Origin of the sequence: Paraburkholderia sp. LEh10, assembly GCF_017814945.1 — a bacterium.
Classification (GTDB): Bacteria; Pseudomonadota; Gammaproteobacteria; order Burkholderiales; family Burkholderiaceae; genus Paraburkholderia.
This window is the reverse complement of sequence record NZ_JAGIPX010000229.1, coordinates 1-732: the sequence shown is the minus strand read 5'-3', so window position 1 is coordinate 732 and position 732 is coordinate 1. Positions and strand designations below refer to the sequence as shown.

Here is a 732-nt window from a genome sequence, read left to right as displayed (position 1 = left end):
GGCGCACTGGTGGATGGCTCCGGCTGGCGGGCCGTCCACGACATCCTGGTCAAGGATGGTTACCACGTGACGATCGTGCAAGAGCCGCTCACAGGCCTCGCCGAGGACGTCGATATGTCATCGATCAGCAGCCGGGCCCGGTGGTGCTGGTCGGATACAGCTACGGTGGCTCCGTGATCACGGAGGCAGGTGCGGACCCGAAGGTCAGCTCGCTCGTCTATGTGGCCGCACTGCAACCCGACGCCGGCGAAGCCAGCGGCCAGCTGTTGCAGAAGTTCGCCGCCCCAAACGATGCGATGCGAGCGACGCCGGACAAGTATTTCTTCCTCCCGCCAGCGAAATTCCGTGAGAACTTTGCCGCGGACGTCCCGCCTTCGGACGCGCAATTCCTGGCGGACTCGCAGGACCAACTCGCCGAGAAAGCGTTGGGGGCGCCGGTCTCCGTGGCGGCATGGCGAACCAAGCCCAGCTACGCCATCCTGACCACCCAGGATCATATGGTGAGCCCCCAGCTTCAGCGCTGGATGTACCAACGCTCGGGTGCCAAGGTGACCGAGGTGAGCGCAAGCCACGCTGTCTTTATCTCTCAGCCGGCCGCAGTCGCGCGGGTGATTGAGGCTGCCGCGAAGTCGACGAACTGACCGGTAATCGTCTCGATGGGCCACCTGTCGGCCCGTCGGCCTGGCGCCGGCGCGCCGACACCGTCGCCAGTCGATCCGCTCCCATCGCATA

1 protein-coding gene is annotated in these 732 nt (G+C 65.4%); it reads left to right on the top strand.

The window, feature by feature from the left end; genetic code table 11:
* Positions 1-23 precede the first annotated feature (23 nt).
* A complete protein-coding gene (locus tag J8I87_RS44090; RefSeq protein ID WP_245254636.1) occupies positions 24-641 on the top strand; it encodes an alpha/beta hydrolase in 618 nt (205 codons plus the stop codon).
* Positions 642-732 lie beyond the last annotated feature (91 nt).